The organism is Streptomyces sp. NPDC098101 (assembly GCF_044760185.1).
GTDB lineage: Bacteria > Actinomycetota > Actinomycetes > Streptomycetales > Streptomycetaceae > Streptomyces.
The window spans coordinates 661,514-677,939 of sequence record NZ_JBIWAS010000002.1; the positions used below are offsets into that span (position 1 = coordinate 661,514).

General features: G+C 71.7%; 15 protein-coding genes. 10 read left to right on the forward strand and 5 right to left on the reverse strand.

The annotated features are described in order from the left end of the window. The first annotated feature begins 73 nt into the window (after positions 1 to 73). Positions 74 to 514, forward strand: a complete 441-nt coding sequence (locus ACIQVI_RS09990) for a peptidase inhibitor family I36 protein (RefSeq protein WP_403594509.1) — start codon at positions 74 to 76, stop codon at positions 512 to 514. 101 nt (positions 515 to 615) lie between these two features. On the opposite strand, the gene aceE is transcribed toward ACIQVI_RS09990, so the two are convergent. Further along, positions 616 to 3,348 carry a pyruvate dehydrogenase (acetyl-transferring), homodimeric type gene (gene aceE, locus ACIQVI_RS09995; protein WP_403593411.1) on the reverse strand — a complete coding sequence of 911 codons (2,733 nt, stop codon included), beginning with the start codon at positions 3,346 to 3,348 and terminating at the stop codon, positions 616 to 618. Between the two features lie 415 nt (positions 3,349 to 3,763). On the opposite strand from aceE, the gene ACIQVI_RS10000 reads away from it, so the two are divergent. From ACIQVI_RS10000 to ACIQVI_RS10025, 6 genes are all read left to right on the forward strand, one after another. After that, on the forward strand, positions 3,764 to 4,186 hold the full coding sequence (locus tag ACIQVI_RS10000) for a DUF3052 domain-containing protein (protein ID WP_121831117.1): 423 nt from the start codon (positions 3,764 to 3,766) through the stop codon (positions 4,184 to 4,186). A 144-nt stretch (positions 4,187 to 4,330) separates the two neighbouring features. Further along, a complete protein-coding gene (locus tag ACIQVI_RS10005; RefSeq protein ID WP_403593414.1) occupies positions 4,331 to 4,789 on the forward strand; it encodes a peroxiredoxin in 459 nt (152 codons plus the stop codon). 150 nt (positions 4,790 to 4,939) lie between these two features. Further along, entirely contained in the window at positions 4,940 to 5,515 is a 576-nt protein-coding gene (locus tag ACIQVI_RS10010) for a TerD family protein (RefSeq protein WP_030210761.1), read from the forward strand. A gap of 84 nt (positions 5,516 to 5,599) precedes the next feature. Beyond that, the gene (locus ACIQVI_RS10015) at positions 5,600 to 6,175 is read left to right on the forward strand and encodes a TerD family protein (RefSeq protein ID WP_030210759.1); all 576 of its coding nucleotides are present in this window, start codon (positions 5,600 to 5,602) and stop codon (positions 6,173 to 6,175) included. A gap of 29 nt (positions 6,176 to 6,204) precedes the next feature. Next, entirely contained in the window at positions 6,205 to 7,344 is a 1,140-nt protein-coding gene (locus ACIQVI_RS10020; protein ID WP_351973577.1) for a DUF475 domain-containing protein, read from the forward strand. A 101-nt stretch (positions 7,345 to 7,445) separates the two neighbouring features. Continuing rightward, positions 7,446 to 8,183, forward strand: a complete 738-nt coding sequence (locus ACIQVI_RS10025; protein ID WP_351973578.1) for a Tellurium resistance — start codon at positions 7,446 to 7,448, stop codon at positions 8,181 to 8,183. Between the two features lie 21 nt (positions 8,184 to 8,204). Here ACIQVI_RS10025 and ACIQVI_RS10030 read toward each other — a convergent pair whose 3' ends face one another. Further along, entirely contained in the window at positions 8,205 to 9,059 is an 855-nt protein-coding gene (locus ACIQVI_RS10030; protein WP_403593418.1) for a TerD family protein, read from the reverse strand. A 187-nt stretch (positions 9,060 to 9,246) separates the two neighbouring features. Here ACIQVI_RS10030 and ACIQVI_RS10035 point away from each other — a divergent pair, with 187 nt between their 5' ends. From ACIQVI_RS10035 to ACIQVI_RS10045, 3 genes are all read left to right on the forward strand, one after another. Beyond that, positions 9,247 to 10,410: an HpcH/HpaI aldolase/citrate lyase family protein gene (locus ACIQVI_RS10035; RefSeq protein WP_351973580.1), complete on the forward strand. Its 1,164-nt coding sequence runs from the start codon at positions 9,247 to 9,249 to the stop codon at positions 10,408 to 10,410. An 18-nt stretch (positions 10,411 to 10,428) separates the two neighbouring features. Then, the gene (locus tag ACIQVI_RS10040; RefSeq protein WP_403593421.1) at positions 10,429 to 12,954 is read left to right on the forward strand and encodes a phosphoribosyltransferase; all 2,526 of its coding nucleotides are present in this window, start codon (positions 10,429 to 10,431) and stop codon (positions 12,952 to 12,954) included. Positions 12,955 to 13,046: 92 nt separating this feature from the next. Beyond that, positions 13,047 to 13,844: an HAD family hydrolase gene (locus ACIQVI_RS10045; RefSeq protein ID WP_403594511.1), complete on the forward strand. Its 798-nt coding sequence runs from the start codon at positions 13,047 to 13,049 to the stop codon at positions 13,842 to 13,844. Positions 13,845 to 13,861: 17 nt separating this feature from the next. Here ACIQVI_RS10045 and ACIQVI_RS10050 read toward each other — a convergent pair whose 3' ends face one another. The 3 genes from ACIQVI_RS10050 to ACIQVI_RS10060 form a co-directional block, all read right to left on the reverse strand. Continuing rightward, positions 13,862 to 14,080 (reverse strand): zinc ribbon domain-containing protein, encoded by a 219-nt coding sequence (locus tag ACIQVI_RS10050; protein ID WP_403593424.1) that lies wholly within the window; start codon positions 14,078 to 14,080, stop codon positions 13,862 to 13,864. Between the two features lie 46 nt (positions 14,081 to 14,126). Beyond that, complete coding sequence (locus ACIQVI_RS10055; RefSeq protein WP_403593428.1) at positions 14,127 to 15,488, reverse strand: hypothetical protein; 1,362 nt, start codon at positions 15,486 to 15,488, stop codon at positions 14,127 to 14,129. 78 nt (positions 15,489 to 15,566) lie between these two features. After that, a complete protein-coding gene (locus ACIQVI_RS10060) occupies positions 15,567 to 16,229 on the reverse strand; it encodes a DUF4097 family beta strand repeat-containing protein (RefSeq protein ID WP_403593431.1) in 663 nt (220 codons plus the stop codon). Positions 16,230 to 16,426: the final 197 nt, after the last annotated feature.

The window sequence follows — 16,426 nt, forward strand, 5'->3', positions numbered from 1 at the left end:
AACAGGGGGTGACCTCCGGCAGAGTTCTGATCACAGAGAGTGACGAAACCGGGGGTTGAGAACCTTGAGTGACCTGCGTACGAAGCGACTGCTGACGACCGCCGTCCTGGCGGTCCTGCTCCTCACCGCCCTGCCGGGCGCGGCGACCGCCACGGCGACCGGCGAGCCGACCGGCAAGGCCGCCGCCGGGACCGCCGCCGGGACCGCCGGGGCCGCCGCCCCGGGGACGAAGCTCGGCCCCTGCGGTCCCGGCCGGCTCTGCCTCTGGTCCAAGCCCGACTTCAAGGGCCGGGTCCAGACCCACGAGCTGGCCACGACCGACGTCGACAGCTGCGTCGCCCTGCCGGCCGGCACCTCGGCCCAGTCCCTCGCGAACCGCACCGGGCGGCCGGTCACCACCTACCAGTCCGCCGAGTGCGCGGAGACGGGCGAGTTCGACACCTACCCGGGGAAGGGGACCTGGGTGCCGCAGTCGCCCCACGAGATCAGAGCGTTCAAGATCTGGGAGCGGTAGGGCGGGGCCTCGGAAAACGCCGAGGGGCGGCGGAACCACCGGTCCCACCGCCCCTCGGCTCCCCTCACGGGGTACGGGCTGACACGTCCTGCGGGGTGCGGCTACGCGTCGCCGCCCGCCGCGCCCGGGTCCGCCGCCGCCACGTCGAGCAGCTGGTAGCGGTCCACGGCCTGCTTCAGGACCGACCGCTCGACCTTGCCCTCGCGGGCCAGCTCGGTCAGCACGGCGAGGACGATCGACTGGGCGTCGATGTGGAAGTAGCGACGGGCCGCGCCGCGCGTGTCCGCGAAGCCGAAGCCGTCCGCGCCCAGCGAGGTGTACGTGCCGGGGACCCAGCGGGAGATCTGGTCCGGCACCGCCCGCATCCAGTCCGAGACCGCCACGAACGGGCCCTCGGCGCCCTGGAGCTTGCGCGTCACGTACGGGACGCGCTGCTCCTCGTCCGGGTGGAGCAGGTTGTGCTCCTCGACGGCCACGGCCTCGCGGCGCAGCTCGGTCCAGGAGGTGGCGGACCAGACGTCGGCCCGCACGTTCCACTCCTCGGCGAGGATCCGCTGCGCCTCGATCGCCCACGGCACGCCGACGCCGGAGGCCAGGATCTGCGCGGGGATCGCGCCCGACTCGGCCGGCTTGAAGCGGTGGATGCCCTGGAGGATGCCCTCCACGTCCACGTCCTCCGGCTCGGCCGGGTGCTGGATCGGCTCGTTGTAGACGGTCAGGTAGTAGAAGACGTCCTCGGCCTCGGGGCCGTACATCCGGCGCAGGCCGTCCTTGACGATGTGCGCGATCTCGAAGCCGAACGCCGGGTCGTAGGCGATGCAGGAGGGGTTCGTGGAAGCGAGGAGGTGGGAGTGTCCGTCCGCGTGCTGGAGGCCCTCGCCGGTCAGCGTCGTGCGGCCGGCGGTGGCGCCGAGGACGAAGCCGCGCGCCAGCTGGTCGGCCATCTGCCAGAACTGGTCGCCGGTCCGCTGGAAGCCGAACATCGAGTAGAAGACGTACACCGGGATCAGCGGCTCGCCGTGCGTGGCGTACGCGGAACCGGCGGCGATCAGCGAGGCCGTGCAGCCGGCCTCGGAGATGCCGTCGTGCAGCATCTGGCCGGTCGGCGACTCCTTGTAGGCGAGGAGGAGTTCGCGGTCCACCGCCTCGTACTGCTGGCCCAGCGGGTTGTAGATCTTGGCGCTCGGGAAGAACGCGTCCATGCCGAAGGTGCGGTACTCGTCGGGGGCGATCAGCACGAAGCGCTTGCCGATCTCCTTGTCCCGCATGAGGTCCTTCAGGATGCGGACGAAGGCCATGGTGGTGGCGATCGACTGCTGGCCCGAGCCCTTCTTGGCCGCCGCGTAGGCCTTGTCGTCGGGCAGCTCCAGCGGCTGCGCCCGCACGACCCGCGTCGGCACGTACCCGCCGAGCGCCGTGCGGCGGTCGTGCATGTACTGGATCTCCTCGGAGTCCCGGCCCGGGTGGTAGTACGGGGGCAGGCCCTCCTCCAGCTGCTTGTCCGTGACCGGGATGTGCAGCCGGTCGCGGAAGCGCTTGAGGTCGTCGACCGTCAGCTTCTTCATCTGGTGGGTCGCGTTGCGGCCCTCGAAGTTCGGGCCGAGCGTCCAGCCCTTGACGGTCTGCGCGAGGATCACGGTCGGCTGGCCGGCGTGGGCCTTCGCCGCCGCGTAGGCCGCGTAGATCTTCCGGTGGTCGTGGCCGCCGCGGCCCAGGTGCAGGACCTGCTGGTCCGACATGCCCTCGACCATGGCCCGCAGCCGGTGGTCGCCGCCGAAGAAGTGGTCCCGGATGTAGCCGCCGGTCTCCGTGGCGTACGTCTGGAACTGGCCGTCCGGGGTGGTGTTCAGCTTGTTGACCAGGATGCCGTCCCGGTCCTGCGCGAGCAGCGGGTCCCAGGAGCGGTCCCAGATCAGCTTGATGACGTTCCAGCCGTTGCCCCGGAAGATCGACTCCAGCTCCTGGATGATCTTGCCGTTGCCGCGCACCGGGCCGTCGAGCCGCTGGAGGTTGCAGTTGACGACGAAGGTGAGGTTGTCCAGGCCCTCGCGGGCCGCGATGGACAGCTGGCCGAGCGACTCCACCTCGTCCATCTCGCCGTCGCCGAGGAACGCCCAGACGTGCGACTTGGAGGTGTCGGCGATGCCGCGCGCCTCCATGTAGCGGTTCATCCGGGCCTGGTAGATCGCGCCGAGCGGGCCGAGGCCCATCGACACCGTCGGGAACTCCCAGAAGTCCGGCATCAGCCGCGGGTGCGGGTAGGAGGAGAGCCCGTTGGGGAACTTCGACTTCTCCTGGCGGAAGCCGTCGAGCTGGGCCTCGTTCAGCCGGTCCAGCAGATACGCGCGGGCGTAGATGCCGGGGGAGGCGTGGCCCTGGAAGAAGATCTGGTCGCCGCCGTCGCCCTCGTCCTTGCCGCGGAAGAAGTGGTTGAAGCCGACATCGTAGAGGGAGGCGGAGGAGGCGAAGGTCGCGATGTGACCGCCGACGCCGATGCCGGGGCGCTGGGCGCGCGAGACCATCACGGCCGCGTTCCACCGGGTGGCGTTGAGGACCTTGCGCTCGATCTCCTCGTTCCCGGGGAAGAAGGGCTCGTCCTTGGTGGCGATGGTGTTGACGTAGTCCGAGCTGCGCATCTCGGGCACGGCCACGCGCTTCTCGCGGGCGCGCTCGATCAGGCGGAGCATGAGGTAGCGGGCCCGCTCCCGGCCCCGCTCGTCGACTGCGGCGTCGAGGGAGTCGAGCCATTCCTGGGTCTCTTCCGGATCGAAGTCCGGGACCTGGCTGGGAAGGCCGCCAATGATGATCGGGTTGCGATCGGATCCGGGAGCCACGCTCTTCCTTCGCTGTTCGGGGTGGTCACGGGGCCACGGTGTGGTCGGGATCTCCATCGTGTACCCCGCCGACACCGGACGTCATCTTTACCGAGGGGTAACCCCCGGGGCGTCCTCCAGGTGCCAGGGTGTGGTCAAATCGCAACCTTACGCCCAACCCGCACATGCGTTTCGTCCGGGCGTTCGGCAGACTGAAGACTCAGAAGTCCTCGAAAGCGGATGAATCGCTCGCACCTGATCACGGAGGGGGTCCGACAGTGCCGGAAGTTGCGGCGAGACGGCCCCAAACGTCACCGTTTCGGCGGTCTCCGGGGCCGGGTACTTGCGCGATCCGCCCCGGCACGTGTGGACTACGGCCAGCGCCGCGCGCACACGCGCGGCCCACAGCATTTTCCGAATGAGCAGGAGGCAAGCCGTGAGCGCGACCGCGGACCACGCGGAGGAGCGGACCAACCCGGCATCCAGGCTGGGGTTCGAGCCCGGACAGGTGGTCCAGGAGATCGGCTACGACGAAGACGTCGACCAGGATCTCCGTGAAGGCATCGAGTCCATCATCGGGGCCGAGCTCGTGGACGAGGACTACGACGACGTCGCCGACGGCGTCGTCCTGTGGTTCCGCGACGAGGACGGTGATCTCACCGACGCACTGGTGGACGCCATCAGTCTTCTGGAGGACGGCGGCGTGATCTGGCTGCTGACGCCGAAGACCGGCCGCGACGGCTACATCGAGCCGAGCGACATCAACGATGCCGCGCAGACCGCTGGTCTCTCCCAGACCAAGAGCATCGTCGTCGCCAAGGACTGGGCGGGCACCCGCCTGGCGACCCCGAAGCGCTGAACCACCCCGTACGGGGAGGCCCCCGCCGGACCCGGTCCGGCGGGGGCCTTCGCGCACGGGCGTAGGGTGGGTCCCACCGTTTCGGCCCAGGGCCCGGGTTCCGTCGGCCCGGGACCGGGCCCCGTCGAGAGGGACGCGCACGCGATGGCGATCGAGGTCGGCACCGAGGCCCCGGATTTCGAGCTCAAGGACAACCACGGGCGCGCCGTCCGGCTCGCCGGCTTCCGCGGCGAGAAGAACGTCCTGCTGTTCTTCTACCCCTTCGCCTTCACCGGCGTCTGCACCGGCGAGCTGCGCGAGCTCCGCGCCCGCCTCCCGGCGTTCGTCAACGACGACACCCAGCTCCTCGCCGTCTCCGCCGACTCCGTCCCCACCCTGCGCGTCTTCGGCGACCAGGAGGACCTGGAGTTCCCGCTGCTCTCCGACTTCTGGCCGCACGGCGAGGTCTCCCGGGCCTACGGCGTCTTCGACGAGGAGAAGGGCTGCGCGGTGCGCGGCACCTTCGTCGTCGACAAGACGGGGACCGTCCGCTGGAGCGTCGTCAACGCCCTGCCGGACGCCCGCGACGCCGCCGCCTACGTGAAGGCGCTGGAGGCCCTCTGAGGGGGTTCCGGGAGGCTCCGGGGCCGACACCCCCGGATTCACCGGGCGAATCGACTGTTTCGACCGGGAACCCGTCACTAGGATCCAGACGTTGATCCGATGCCAACGCACGACTGGGGGCGCTGCCCCTGGAAACCTATGGAGGGACTCGTGGGAGTCAGCCTCAGCAAGGGCGGCAACGTCTCGCTGACCAAGGAGGCCCCTGGCCTCACCGCCGTGACCGTCGGTCTGGGCTGGGACGTCCGCACCACCACCGGTACGGACTTCGACCTCGACGCCAGCGCCATCCTGGTGAGCGAGGAGGGCAAGGTCCGCAACGACCAGGACTTCGTCTTCTTCAACAACCTGAAGAGCGCCGACGGCTCCGTCGAGCACACCGGTGACAACCTCACCGGCGAGGGCGAGGGCGACGACGAGCAGGTCAAGGTCAACCTGGCGGGCGTGCCGGCCGACGTGGCCAAGATCGTCTTCCCGGTCTCGATCTACGACGCCGAGAACCGCCAGCAGTCCTTCGGCCAGGTGCGCAACGCGTTCATCCGTGTCGTGAACCAGGCCGGAGGCGCCGAGATCGCCCGGTACGACCTCTCCGAGGACGCCTCGACCGAGACCGCCATGGTCTTCGGCGAGCTGTACCGCCACGGCGCGGAGTGGAAGTTCCGCGCCGTCGGCCAGGGCTACGCCTCGGGCCTGCGCGGCATCGCGCAGGACTTCGGCGTCAACGTCTGAGCCGAACCGCACGAACCGTCCGGCGCCGCACTCGGAAGTGCGGCGCCGGACGTGCCTCATCACCCACCGGGGAGGAACAGAATCATGGGCGTCACGCTCGCCAAGGGAGGCAACGTCTCCCTCTCCAAGGCCGCACCCAACCTCACCCAGGTCCTCGTCGGGCTCGGCTGGGACGCGCGCTCCACCACCGGAGCCCCCTTCGACCTCGACGCCAGCGCCCTGCTCTGCCAGGCCGGCCGGGTGCTCGGGGACGAGTACTTCGTCTTCTACAACCAGCTCCGCAGCCCCGAGGGCTCCGTCGAGCACACCGGTGACAACCTCACCGGCGAGGGCGACGGCGACGACGAGTCCCTCGTCGTGGACCTCACCAAGGTGCCGGCCCACTGCGACAAGATCGTCTTCCCGGTCTCGATCCACGACGCCGACAACCGCGGCCAGAGCTTCGGCCAGGTCAGCAATGCCTTCATCCGGGTCGTCAACCAGACGGACGGCCAGGAACTCGCCCGCTACGACCTCTCCGAGGACGCCTCCACCGAAACCGCGATGATCTTCGGCGAGCTCTACCGCTACAACGGCGAATGGAAGTTCAGGGCGGTCGGTCAGGGGTACGCGTCCGGGCTGCGGGGCATCGCTCTAGACTTCGGGGTCAACGTTTCGTAAAGCCATGTAATTTCACGATGGGGTAGACAGTGGTTCTGAAAACCTTCGGCTGGTCGTTCGCCATCACGGCGCTCGGCCTGGCCTTCGCCGCTTGGCAGTGGGGGTGGGAGGCGTTCGGGGTCGTTCTGATCCTGTCGATCCTCGAGATCTCGCTGTCCTTCGACAACGCGGTCGTCAACGCCGGAATCCTGAAGAAGATGAACGCCTTCTGGCAGAAGATCTTCCTCACCATCGGCATCCTGATCGCGGTCTTCGGTATGCGGCTGGTCTTCCCCGTCGCGATCGTCGCCATCAGCGCCAAGGTCGGCCCGATCGAGGCCGTCCAGCTCGCCCTGGACGAGCCCGAGCGGTACGAGGCCCTCGTCACGGACGCCCACCCGGCGATCGCCGCCTTCGGCGGCATGTTCCTGCTGATGATCTTCCTCGACTTCATCTTCGAGGACCGCGACCACAAGTGGCTCGCCTGGCTGGAGCGCCCGCTGGCCAAGCTCGGCAAGGTCGACATGCTGTCGGTCTGCGTCGCGCTGATCGTCCTGCTCGTCACCGCGATGACCTTCGCGACGCACGCGCACACCAGCGTCGGCCACGTGGACAAGTCCACGACCGTGCTGCTCTCCGGCGTCGCCGGCCTGATCACCTACCTCATCGTCGGCGGCCTCTCCGGCTTCTTCGAGAACAAGCTGGAGGAAGAGGAGGAGCGCGAGCACGAGGAGGAGGAGAAGGCCAAGGCCGCGGGCAAGCCCGTCTCGGCGGTCGGCCTCGCCGGAAAGGCCGCGTTCTTCCTGTTCCTGTACCTGGAAGTCCTCGACGCCTCGTTCTCCTTCGACGGCGTCATCGGCGCCTTCGCCATCACCAACCACATCTTCTGGATGGCGCTCGGCCTCGGCATCGGCGCCATGTACGTCCGTTCGCTCACGGTCTACCTGGTCCGCGAGGGCACCCTGGACGACTACGTCTACCTGGAGCACGGCGCGCACTACGCGATCGGCGCGCTCGCCGTCATCCTGCTCGTCACCATCCAGCACGAGATCAGCGAGCTCATCACCGGTTCCATCGGCGTCGTCCTGATCGCCCTGTCCTTCTGGTCGTCCGTCCGCCGCAACAAGGCGCTCGAGGCGTCCGGGGGCGGCTCCTCCGGAGACAAGACAGAGGTGACGTCGGGGGTGTGACACCCCCGACAATGAGGAACGCTTCACTGCGGGGCGGCCGGAGCACCCGGCCGCCCCGCGGGCATGTGCGGACGCAGACGAGCGGTGGGGGTGGGGGCGGCATGGCCTTCTGGGACAACCTGTTCGCGGGGAGGGCGGCCCAGTTCGACTCGGGCAACGCCGTGTCGAACGCGATCGACCTGACGAAACGGCGCCCGTCCGTCTCGCTCAGCAAACAGGGGGCCGCCACCGGCAACCTCCGGGTGAACCTCTCCTGGCGGATGCGGACCTCCGACATCGAGGGCCGCTCCCGCCAGAGCGGCCGGCTGCTGCGCAACCCCGCCCAGTTCTTCAAGCCGGAGGTCGTCCAGGCCCACACCCAGGGCATGGTCAACGTCGACCTCGACCTCGGCTGCCTCTACGAGCTCGCCGACGGCTCCAAGGGCGTGGTGCAGCCGCTGGGCAACTTCTTCGGCGACCTGAACGCGGCGCCGTACGTGAAGCTGAGCGGGGACGACCGCTTCGGCGGCTCCTCCGGGGAGACGATCTTCGTCAATCTGGACCAGCGCGACGCGATCAAGCGGCTGCTGTTCTTCGTCTACATCTACGACCAGACGCCGGCCTTCGACCGCACCCACGCCAAGGTCACGCTCTACCCGAGCAACGGCCCCCGGATCGAGATCGAACTCGACGAGCGCGCCCCGCAGGCCCGCTCCTGCGCGGTCTTCTCCCTGGAGAACGTCAAGGGCGACCTGACGGTCCGGCGCGAGGTGCGGTTCGTGTACGGCTTCCAGGCGGAGCTGGACCGGCTGTACGGCTGGGGGCTCCAGTGGGGCCGCGGCTACAAGACCAAGACGTAGCCGGCGGCCCGGCCGGTGCGCTCAGGACCTGACGAACTGGGGACCCATCGGAGGCATCCGGAAGTCCGGTGCCGGGTTCTGCTCCGGGGCGCCCACCGGCTGCGGATAGCCGTACGCGGGGGCCGGGCCGTTCGCGGGCTGCTGGGGGTAGCCGTAGGCGGGCGCCCGGTCCGGCCGGGGCGGCACCGCGGGCTGCGGCGGCACGGGAGGGTGGAGCACGGTCGCGTCGGGGTCGGCCGAGGCCGTGCCGTGGGCCGGGGAGCCCTCCGGGGCCGTCGCGGACTCCGGGGCTCCGGGAAGGCCGTCGCGGCCCTCCTGGGCGCCTTCCTGGGCGTCCTCGTCGACCGAGATGCCGAAGTCGGTGGCGAGGCCGACCAGGCCCGTCGGATAGCCCTGCCCCACCGCGCGGAACTTCCAGCCGTCCCCGCGCCGGTACAGCTCGCCGCAGATGACCGCCGTCTCCTCGCCGGTCTCCGCCGTCACCTCGAACAGGGCCAGCGGCTCGCGCTCCGGCCCGGTGGCGTCGTACAGCAGGATCCGCAGGTCGGAGACGGAGCGGAAGGTGCCGCCGTCGGAGGAGGCCGCGACCACCACCCGGTCGACCGAGGCGTCGAGACCGCCGAGGTCGGCCTCGACGGTGTCCGTCAGGCCCCCGGCGTCCCGCTTCTTCGGCAGCCGCCGCACGAGCCCCGAGGGGTGGCGCGGCTGGTTGTAGAAGACGAAGTCCTCGTCGGACCGCACGCGCCCGGAGGGCCCGAGCAGCAGGGCCGAGGCGTCCACGTCGGGGACCCCGGGGCCCGGGGTCCAGCGGAGCACGGCCCGTACGGCCGCGGTGTCGAGAGGGACGTTGGAGCCCTTCAGCATCGCGTGCGTCATGACCGCAATCCTGCCCTCCCGCCCGACCCGCGGACAACGCGGGGGCGGTACCGAGACCGGGACGAGACCGACGGACGTGGACGGGTTACCTGAATTTCATACGCTGGGGGAACCGAGGACACTCGCGTCTACGTACTATTACCGGCCACGTGTCGCCGGGACACAGAGAGGCAGACGGGATACTCATATGCGTCATTTCGGGCACATCCCGTCCGCGAAGCGGGCCGGGCTGTTCCACCGGGAGCCGGCCGAGTTCACGGCCGACTCGCCCGCGCACACGCTCGCCACGGCCCTGGGCGCCACGCTCTACAGCCCCGCCACCCGGCCGCGGCTCGCCGACGCCGTGCGCAAGCAGGCCGCCCGCGGCGTGGTCTCCATGGTGCTCTGCCTGGAGGACTCCATCGGCGACGCCGACGTCGAGGCCGGCGAGGACAACCTCGTCCGGGAGTTCGCGGACCTCGCCGCCGGCGGTACGGACGTGCCCCTGCTCTTTATCCGAGTGCGGGAACCCGGCCAGATCACCGACCTCGCGAGCCGCCTCGGTGAAACGATTCGTCTGCTGTCCGGATTCGTACTGCCCAAATTCACCGGGGACCGCGGCCGCGCCTTCCTCGAAGCGCTCGTCGAGGCCGAGCGGACGAGCGGCCGGCGCCTCTTCGCCATGCCCGTCCTGGAGTCCCCCGAGCTCCTCCACCTGGAGACCCGGGTCGAGACCCTCGCCGGCATCGCCGCGCTCACCGGCGAGTACCGCGACCACGTCCTCGCCCTGCGCCTCGGCGTCACCGACTTCTGCTCCGCCTACGGACTCCGCCGCTCGCCCGAGATGACCGCGTACGACGTCAAGGTCGTCGCCCACGTCATCTCCGACGTCGTCAACGTCCTCGGCCGCGCCGACGGCACCGGCTTCACCATCACCGGACCCGTCTGGGAGTACTTCCGGCCCGGCGAGCGCATGTTCAAGCCCCAGCTGCGCCGCAGCCCCTTCCTGGAGGGCAGCGCCGAGGACCTGCGCACCGCCCTCATCGAGCACGACCTCGACGGCCTGCTGCGCGAGATCGAACTCGACCGGACCAACGGCCTGCTCGGCAAGACCTGCATCCACCCCACCCACGTGGTGCCGGTGCACGCGCTCTCCGTGGTCAGCCACGAGGAGTGGAGCGACGCCCAGGACATCCTGCGGCCCGAACGGGGCGGCGGCGGGGTGCTCCGCTCCGCGTACACGAACAAGATGAACGAAGTGAAGCCGCACCGCGCGTGGGCCGAACGCATCCTGCTGCGCGCCGAGGTCTTCGGCGTCGCCAAGGAGGACGTCGGCTTCGTGGAGCTGCTCACCGCCGGACTGACCGGCTGACGAAGGGACGTCGACGACGTGGTGTGGACCGGAACGTGGGTCGCGGAGCGACTGGGCGTCGAACTGATCGGCGACGAGGAGCTGCCCGACCTGTTGGGCCTCGCACTGCGCCGCAACCCCAAGCGCGCGCACCTGCTCGTCTCCGGCGTGCTCGGCAAGCACGTGCCCCAGCGGCCCTCGGTGGTGTACGGCGCCGGCCTCGACCTCGGCCGGCGGGTGCGGGCGCTCCTCGGCGACGAGGAGGCCGCCCGCGCCGTCGTCCTCGGCTACGCGGAGACCGCCACCGCCCTGGGCCACGCCGTCGCCGACGGCCTCGCCCTCGCCCCGTACCTCCACTCCACCCGCCGCCCGGTGCCCGGCGTCGCCCGCGCGGGCGGCTTCGAGGAGTCCCACTCCCACGCCACCTCCCACCTGCTGCTCCCCGAGGACCCCGGGCTGCTGGCGAACGACGGGCCCCTGGTCCTGGTCGACGACGAGTTCTCCACCGGCAACACCGTCCTCAACACGATCGGGGACCTCCACGAGCGCTACCCGCGCGAGCGGTACGTCGTCGTCGCCCTCGTCGACATGCGCTCGCCCGCCGACCTCGGCCGCCTGGACGCCTTCGCGGAGAAGACAGGCGCCCGCATAGACCTGATCGCCCGCGCCGCCGGCACCGTGCGCCTCCCGGACGGGGTCCTGGAGAAGGGCCGGGCGCTGGTGGCGGAGTACGAGACGGCAGCACCGGAACCGAAGGCCGCGCCCCCGGCGCCCGACGTCGTACGGGCCGCCCTCGACTGGCCCCGCGACCTCCCCGACGGCGGCCGCCACGGCTTCGCACCGGCGCACCGCGACCGCCTGGAGAAGGCCCTGCCGTCCCTGGCGACCGGGGTGACGGAGGCGCTGGAGACCTCCCGGGCCCCGCGAACCGGCACCGACACCGGCACCGATACCGGCACCGGAGCCCCCCGCGTCCTCGTCCTCGGTTTCGAAGAGCTGATGTACGCGCCGCTGCGCCTCGGCACCGCCCTGGAGGAGGCCGGACACGACGTCCGGTACTCCACCACCACCCGCTCGCCCGTCCTCGCCGTCGACGACCCCGGCTACGCGATCCGCACCCGGCTCGTCTTCCCCGCCCACGACGACCCGGCCGACGGCCCCGGCGAGCGCTACGCCTACAACGTGGCGGGCGGCGGCTTCGACGCCGTCGTCCTCGTCGTCGACTCCACCGCCGACACCCCGGCCCTGCACGCCCCGGACGGCCTCCTGGCCCGGCTCGCGGAACACGTGCCGCACGTGGTGCTCGCGGTGATCCCCTCGTACGTGCCGGGAACCGCCGGGACCGCGCGCACCGTCGAGAACGGCGGAGCCAACGAAGACACCGCCGACGACACCCTCACCGAAGCTCCCGAAAGGAGCTCCATGCTGCCCGAGCCCCTCCGCGGCCCCGCCTTCTCCTCCTACGCACCCGAAGAGGTCGGCTGGCTGCTCCAGGACCTCTCGGACGTCGAACTCGAAGCCCCCACCGAGGAGCGCGAGGAGGCCATCCAGAGCGGCGGCGCCCACTACGCGGAGTCGCTGCCCGTCGAGTACCAGCCCAGCGAGCGCTACCAGGAGCTCTTCCACGCCGCCCTGGAGAGCTCCGCCGCCCGGATCGCCCGCGCGGTCGGCACCGTCACCGAGACCGTCCTCGCCGAGCGCCCCGGCACCCCCGTGCTCGTCTCGCTCGCCCGCGCGGGCACCCCCGTCGGCGTCCTCATGCGCCGCTGGGCGCGGGCCCGCCACGGCCTCGACCTCCCGCACTACGCCGTCTCGATCGTGCGCGGCCGGGGCATCGACGCCAACGCGCTGCGCTGGCTCGCCGCCCACCACGACCCCGCCGACGTCGTCTTCGTCGACGGCTGGACCGGCAAGGGCGCCATCACCCGCGAACTCGCCGAGGCCCTCAAGGACTTCGACGGGTTCGACCCGGACATCGCGGTCCTCGCGGACCCCGGCTCCTGCGTCCGCACCTACGGCACCCGCGAGGACTTCCTCATCCCCTCCGCCTGCCTCAACTCCACGGTCTCCGGCCTGATCTCCCGCACCGTGCTCCGCCCCGACCTGGTCGGACCGGACGACTTCCACGGCGCCAAGTTCTACCGCGAGCTGGCCGGCTCCGACGTCTCCGGCGCCTTCCTGGACGCCGTCGCCGCCCGCTTCGACGAGGTCGCCGCGACCGTCGACACGGACGTCAAGGAACTCCTGACCGCCGACCGCGCCCCCACCTGGGAGGGCTGGGCGGCCGTGGAGCGGATCAGCGAGGAGTACGGCATCCACGACGTCAACCTGGTCAAGCCGGGCGTCGGCGAGACCACCCGCGTCCTGCTCCGCCGCGTCCCCTGGAAGATCCTCGCCAAGCGCGGCGCCGACGCGGACCTCGCGCACGTGCGCCTGCTCGCCGAACAGCGCGGCGTCCCGGTCGAGGAGGTCGACGACCTCCCGTACAGCTGCGTGGGCCTGATCCACCCCAAGTACACCAGGGGCGCGACGGGCGCCGACGGCAAGGCGGTGGCGTCCCGGTGAGTACGACGACGGGCACGAACCCGGCTCCGGTCCCCGCGTCCCCCCAGGTCCGGGCCCAGGACCCGGCCCCGGTCCGGACCCCGGCGCCGGTCCTGGTCGCGAGCGACCTCGACCGCACCCTGATCTACTCGTCCGCCGCCCTCGCCCTCGGAATGCCGGACGCCCTCGCGCCCCGGCTGCTCTGCGTCGAGGTCCACGAGTCGAAGCCGCTCTCCTACATGACCGAGGACGCGGCGGCCCTCCTGGCGCGACTGGCCGACGAGACCGTCTTCGTCCCCACCACGACGCGGACGCGCAAGCAGTACCAGCGCATCCAGCTCCCCGGCACCGCGCCGAAGTACGCGATCTGCGCCAACGGCGGGCACATCCTCGTCGACGGCGTCTCCGACCGGGACTGGCACGCCTCCGTCCTCGACCGGCTGGCCGGCGAGTGCGCGCCGCTCGCCGAGGTCCGCGCGTACCTCTCCGCCACCACGGACCAGTCCTGGGTGCGCAAGCACCGGGTCGCCGAGGACCTCTTCACCTACCTGGTCATCGAGCGGGACCTGCTCCCCGAGGGCTGGCTGGAGCTCTTCGGCCACTGGGCGGGGGAGCGCGGCTGGACCGTCTCCCTCCAGGGCCGCAAGGTGTACGCGGTGCCGAAGCCGCTCACCAAGAGCGCGGCCGTCCGCGAGCTCGCCCGCCGCACCGGCGCCGCGCTCACCCTGGCCGCCGGGGACTCCCTGCTCGACGCCGACCTGCTGCTCGCCGCGGACCGGGCCTGGCGCCCGGGCCACGGCGAACTGGCCGACAGCGACTGGACCGCCCCCCACCTCGACGTCCTCGCGGAGCGCGGGGTCGCGGCGGGGGAGGAGATCCTGCGCCGCTTCAGGGCGGCGGCAGCGGGCTGAACCCTCCTCCGGGAGGATCAGCCGCAGCAGCCCCCGCCGCAGCAACCGCCACCGCCGCCCCCGCCGCTCGGCGCGGGGGCGGCGGTGCCGCTTCCGCCGACGGCCACGGCCGAGAGCAGCTTGACGGTGTCGTCGTGTCCGGCGGGACAGGCGGCCGGAGCGGAGGACTCGGCCATGGGGCGGCTGAGCTCGAAGGTGTCACCACAGGTGCGGCAGCGGTATTCGTAACGAGGCATGGGGACAGGTTAGAGGCTGCCCCGCCGAATCGGGCGGCCCTACCGGTCAGTGACCGGCGCCGCCTCCCCGCTCCTCCCGGATCTGCCCGACGACCCGGGCGGCGGCGGCGCGGACGTCCTCCAGCTCGGTCAGGAAGTGCCAGTAGTCGGGGTGGCGGCCCTCCAGCGAGGCGACGGCCCGGTCGATGCGCGCGACCGCCTGGTCGAGGGGCGCGGCGTGCCGGGGATCGGGGGTGGTCCGCCCGTCCATGGCGAGCCGCTGGGCGTCCCGTACGGCGAACCGGGCGCGGTCGACCTCGGCGTTCGGGTCCTTCGCGACGGCCTCCAGACGGCGCAGCCGGTCACCGGCGGCCGAGACGGCCTCGTCGGTCGAGTCGAGGAGGGCGCGGACGGTGGAGAGCAGCGAGGTCGCGTCGGGCCAGCGCTGCTCGGCCCGCGCCGCCCCGGCCTCGGCGAGCCGCTCCCCGGCCTGCCGGAGGCTCGTCGCGGCCTGCTCGGGCACCTGCTGGAGGTCCTGCCAGCAGTCGAGGGAGAACCGCCGCCGCAGCTCGGACAGGACGGGCTCGACGCCTTCGGCACGCGTGGTCAGCGCCTCGGTGCGGGTACGGAGGGAGACGAGCCGCCGGTCGATCTCGGCGGCCCGCTCGGGCAGCCGCTCGGCCTCGGCCCGTACGGCCTCGGCGTCGCGCAGCACCCGGTCGGCCCGCTGGAGGGTCTCGGGGACGCCGTGCCGGCCCGCGCCCTCGTTGAGCCGGGTCAGCTCGGGCCCGAGCCGGGCGAGGCGCAGCGCGAGGTCGTCGGCACGCAGCCCGCCCTCCCGTACGGCGTCGAGGGCGCCGCTCGCGCCGCGCAGGGCCTGCCGGGCGCGCTCGACGGCGGGCGCGAGCCGGGCGAGCTGGGTCTCGGCGCGCCCGAGGAGCGGGGCGAGCCCCGCCTCGAAGCGGTCGAGCTCGCCCTTGACCCGGTCCAGCTGCTCCTTGGCGCCGGTGAGTTCGGCGCGGGCCCGGGAGGCGGTGGCGGCGTCCAGCTCGTCGCGGTCGAGGTCGTGGGCGTCGACGGCGGTGATGTACACGTGGCTGACCTGGTCGATGCGGCGCCCGAGGGCCTCGAAGCCCTCGACGGCGTCGCGCGCCTCGGGGGAGCCGTCGACGGCGGTGATGGTCTCTATCGAGATGCGCAGCCCGCGCTGGGCGGTGTCGAGCTCGTAGAACGCGGCCGCGGCGGCGTCCTTCGCGGCCTGCGCCTCGGCCCGCTGGCCCTCGCCCCGGCCCCCGAACCAGCGGCGGGTGCCGCCCCCGGCGAAGGCCCCCGGAAGGACCGCCCCCGCCACCAGCGGCAGCAGGAGCGCCAGCCGGAACGCGGAAGGAATCCTGGGCGCCGACGCGCTCCTCGTATCGCTCGCCGCCACGTACCTCTCCCGTGCTGTGTCCGCCGTGCCCGGTCCGGGTCCATTCTCCCACCAGGTAAGGACGAACACACGGGCCGGTCAGTTCGCCGTACGGACGGTGACGTCGCCGTTCTCGCTGCGCACGCGCACCCCGTTCCCGCTCCCGTCGTTCCGGGGCACGTCGAGGCGCACGTCCCCGTTCCCGCTGCTCCCGACGACGGCGTACTCGGCCTTCGGCACCTCCACGGTGACGCCCCCGTTGTCGGTGGCGACGTCGACCTTCCGGGGTACGGCTCCGAGGGCGAGCCGGACGTCCCCGTTGTCGGTCCGTACGGTCAGGTCGGTCGACGTGGTGCCGGCGTCGACGGTGACGTCCCCGTTGTCGCTGCCGAGGTCGAGCGCCGCGCCGGCCTTCCGCACCCGCACGTCGCCGTTGTCGGTCCGCACCTTCAGGGGCGTGGCGAGCCCCTCGGCCGTCACGTCCCCGTTGTCGCTCTCGACGGTGACGGCGACCTTCCGGGGCACCTGGATCCGGTGCACGGCCGCGCAGTTCGAGGCGACCGCGTCGCACTCGACCCGCAGCGTCAGCCGCCCGTCGACCAGCTTCCAGTCGGCCTCGGGCCCGGACCCCATGAACACCCACCCGTCGACCTGCCGCTCGACCCGCACCTCGTCGACGTCGGCGGGCGTGATCACCAGCCGCGAGTTGTCGGAGTCGACGGTGAGCGAGCCCCCCTCCAGGGCGAAGCTCCTCTTCTCCACGGGCGCCCCCTCGGCATCGGCGGTCCCGCACCCCCCGACCCCGAGCAGCCCCACGAGAACCCCACAGGAAGCGACCAGCACCCGACCCCGACGACCCACGACCAACCCCCAGAAGAAACCCGACGACCCCCCGAAGCTACGCCCCGCACACCCCCGATCACGATCCGGCGACCCACCGTCCCGGGGGTGGGGCTATC